The following is a 2997-nucleotide window of genomic DNA, read 5'->3' as shown; positions in this document are numbered from 1 at the left end:
CCTGGGAAGGCAAGGATCCACGGGATCAGGATGAGGGCGGAAAAGCTGTAGCCGCTCGCGAGCACGAGGATGGCGCGGGAGCGCAGGATCCGGAACTGGACGAACAGCAGGATCGCCGTGATCGAATCGTTCACGAACATCGCCGTCGCGTACGCAGGCACGAAGGCGGTGGACGGAGTGGTCCGTACGCCGGCGAGCGGGCCCGCAATGAGCAGGCAGGCCGCGAGGATGATCGCAACGAGGGCGAGAGCCAGTCTTCTTTGCGCCGGGCCGGGCGGCGACGTGGAGAGGATGAAGGCCTGCTCTTCGGGTGCGATCGGGGATGCGTCCACCATCGAGTTTGCGCGGCGTCAGGTCTTCCCGCCACCAGCGCCTTGCTCCAGGGCCGATTCGATGCAGCCGATCAGCGCCGTCGCCTTGAATGGCTTTGTGAGGAAGCAGACCGCACCGGCTGCGCGGGCACGGGTCGCGATGTCCTCAGTCGGAAATGCCGTGATGAAGATCGTCGGAATCTCGCGGCCGCGCGCCTTCAGGGCCGCCTGCAGCTCGATGCCGTCCATCTCCGGCATCTGCACGTCGATGATGAGGCAGGACGTCTCCTCTGCACGCGATGATCGCAGGAACTCCTCCGCCGACGAGAACAGATGGGTCCGGTAGCCGAGCGACGCCATGAAGAGCTCGGTGGCGAGGCGCACCGATTCATCGTCGTCGACGATCGAGATCACGGGCGCGGGGGCCGTCGAGGTCATCGCGTGGGCACGAGCGCCTGCCTGGACACAGGTGTCGCGTTCCGTGATCGTACGGCGTCATCTGCCGCCGGCGTCACATCCAGGGCCTGCCCGAGGAATGGCCTCCCGGTACGACTGAGGGCGGATGCGCCCGCAGGAGGCGGCTTGCGTCCTGGCGGGTCACCAGGAGTAGTCTTGCCGTGAGCGGCCTGGCGACGCCGAGAACGGAGTGTGACTGGCATGTCCGGCATCGAGGAGGATGGCGAGCAGGGGGACGCGCCGGTCGTCTTCGTCGTCGACGACGATGCCTCGGTACGCGACGCGCTCGAGCTGCTGATCGGCTCGGCCGGATGGCGCACGCAGACGTGCGCGTCGGCGAACGAGTTCCTTGCTCGGCCGCGGCTTCGCATGCCGAGCTGCCTGGTCCTCGACGTCGCCATGCCCGGGCTGGATGGCCTGGAGCTTCAGCAGCGGGTCGTCGCCGAGCGACCGGAGCTGCCGATCATCTTCGTCACCGGTCATGAGGATGTGCCGCGCACGGTCAAGGCGATGAAGGCCGGCGCCGTCGAATTCCTGCTCAAGCCGTTGGATGCCGGCGTGCTGCTCGACGCCATCGGGGCGGCGCTTGAGCGAAGCCGGACAGCGCTCGCGAACGAGGCCGAGATTGAGGTGTTGCGCGAGCGCTATGCCTCGCTCAGTGCGCGCGAGCGCCAGGTGATGGCCCTCGTCGTCGCCGGACTCATGAACAAGCAGGTGGGAAGCGAGCTCGGCATCAGCGAAGTCACCGTGAAGGCGCATCGCGGAAGCATGATGCGCAAGATGCAGGCCGCGTCGCTGCCCGACCTCGTGACGATTTCGGCGCGGCTGGGCGTCGGCCCGACGCGAGGGCGCGAGTCGCTGTAGGCAGAGGGTTTGCAACCGGCGGTCCGGTGCCGGCTCCTCACGAAGGCTGGTGCCGTCTCATCCGTAAGACAGGGGCGCCCGGGAGCGGAGCTGGGTAGAACCGAGAAGCGCGGACCGCCGTCGGCGCGGCCGCTTCCTGCCCTGGAGGACCCATGACGACCCCATCTTCCGCCACGCCGCGGCGCGCCGCGCCGCTTCACACTCCGACCGACCTTTCGCGCGATGCAACACGCGACATCACCGGCGCCCTCAACGGCATCCTCGCCGACGTCTTCGCGCTCTACCTGAAGACGAAGAACTTCCACTGGCACGTGAGCGGCCCGCACTTCCACGACTACCACCTGATGCTCGACGAGCAGGCCGACCAGCTCTATGCGATGACCGACCCCGTCGCCGAGCGCATCCGCAAGCTCGGCGGCACCACCCTGCGCTCGATCGGCCACATCGCGCGGCTGCAGCGCGTTGCCGACAACGACGCCGAGTACGTCGAGCCGTCCGACATGCTCGCGGAGCTGCGCGAGGACAACGTGGCGCTCGTCGCTCGCTTGCGCTCGGCGCACGAGGCTTGCGACAAGCACCGCGACATCGCGACTGCGAGCCTGATCGAGGTCTGGATTGACGAGACCGAGCGTCGCACGTGGTTCCTGTTCGAGGCCGGCCGGCCGGCGGACGCGAGCGGCCGGTGACTCCATGGCCGCCAAGCGCATCCCGGTCGTGTTCGTGCACGGCCTGTGGCTGCACGCCGCGTCCTGGCAGCCGTGGCTCGAGGCCTTCGAGGCGGCGGGCTACGCGCCGGTCGCTCCCGGTTGGCCGGGCGAGCACCCCACCGTCGAGGCATCGCGCGGGGATCCCCAGCGCGTCGCCAACCGCGGCATCGACGACATCGCCGACCACATTGGGAGCGTCGTCGCGGCGCTCCCTGCACCGCCGATCCTGGTCGGCCACTCCCTGGGTGGCCTCATCGTCGAGAAGATGCTCGGGGAAGGTGTCGGGCGCGCGGCCATCGCCATCGACCCGGCACAGATCAGGGGGGTCCTGCCCCTGCCACTTGCGCAGTTGCGCGCCGCGCTGCCGGCGCTCGCGAATCCGCTCAATCGCGGCCGCGCGGTGTCGCTGACTCGGGAGGAGTTCCGCTTCGGCTTCGGCAACGCGCTCAGTGCGACGGAATCCGACGAACTCTATGACCGGTGGGCGATCCCTTCGCCGGCGAAACCGCTCTTCGAGGCGGCTCTTGCCAACTTCACGACGCATGCCGCATCGGCGGTCGACACGGCCAATCAGCAGCGCGGGCCGCTCCTGCTGATCTCCGGGACGGCGGACCACACCGTCCCGGATGTGGTGACACGCGCCACGTTTCGGCAATACC

Annotated in this window: 5 protein-coding genes; 3 read left to right on the top strand and 2 right to left on the bottom strand. The window is 68.6% G+C overall.

Translation table 11 applies throughout. The features are described 5' to 3' along the window. Together JOY90_RS38335 and JOY90_RS38330 are read right to left on the bottom strand one after the other, a co-directional pair. The coding region (locus JOY90_RS38335) for an MASE4 domain-containing protein (protein ID WP_291696276.1) at nt 1-335 on the bottom strand (335 nt) is incomplete at its 3' end. 15 nt (nt 336-350) lie between these two features. Continuing rightward, entirely contained in the window at nt 351-749 is a 399-nt protein-coding gene (locus JOY90_RS38330) for a response regulator (protein ID WP_291696275.1), read from the bottom strand. Between the two features lie 219 nt (nt 750-968). Between JOY90_RS38330 and JOY90_RS38325 the strand changes: the two genes are divergently transcribed. The 3 genes from JOY90_RS38325 to JOY90_RS38315 form a co-directional block, all read left to right on the top strand. After that, nucleotides 969-1631 (top strand): response regulator, encoded by a 663-nt coding sequence (locus JOY90_RS38325; protein WP_291696274.1) that lies wholly within the window; start codon nt 969-971, stop codon nt 1629-1631. Nucleotides 1632-1783: 152 nt separating this feature from the next. Then, nucleotides 1784-2317 carry a DNA starvation/stationary phase protection protein gene (locus tag JOY90_RS38320; protein ID WP_291696273.1) on the top strand — a complete coding sequence of 178 codons (534 nt, stop codon included), beginning with the start codon at nt 1784-1786 and terminating at the stop codon, nt 2315-2317. 4 nt (nt 2318-2321) lie between these two features. Continuing rightward, a partial coding sequence (locus tag JOY90_RS38315) for an alpha/beta fold hydrolase (RefSeq protein WP_291696272.1) occupies nt 2322-2997 on the top strand: 676 nt, incomplete at its 3' end.

This window comes from Bradyrhizobium sp. (assembly GCF_019242285.1).
Taxonomy (GTDB): Bacteria; Pseudomonadota; Alphaproteobacteria; order Rhizobiales; family Xanthobacteraceae; genus Bradyrhizobium.
Note: the sequence above shows the minus strand (reverse complement) of the source record. Positions and strands in the feature narration are given on the sequence as shown.

Excerpts from the sequence above, each read along its gene's own strand:
- JOY90_RS38320 (WP_291696273.1), top strand. The coding sequence starts at position 1,784 with ATGACGACCCCATCTTCCGCCACGCCGCGGCGCGCCGCGCCGCTTCAC.
- JOY90_RS38325 (WP_291696274.1), top strand. The coding sequence starts at position 969 with ATGTCCGGCATCGAGGAGGATGGCGAGCAGGGGGACGCGCCGGTCGTC.
- JOY90_RS38330 (WP_291696275.1), bottom strand. The coding sequence starts at position 749 with ATGACCTCGACGGCCCCCGCGCCCGTGATCTCGATCGTCGACGACGAT.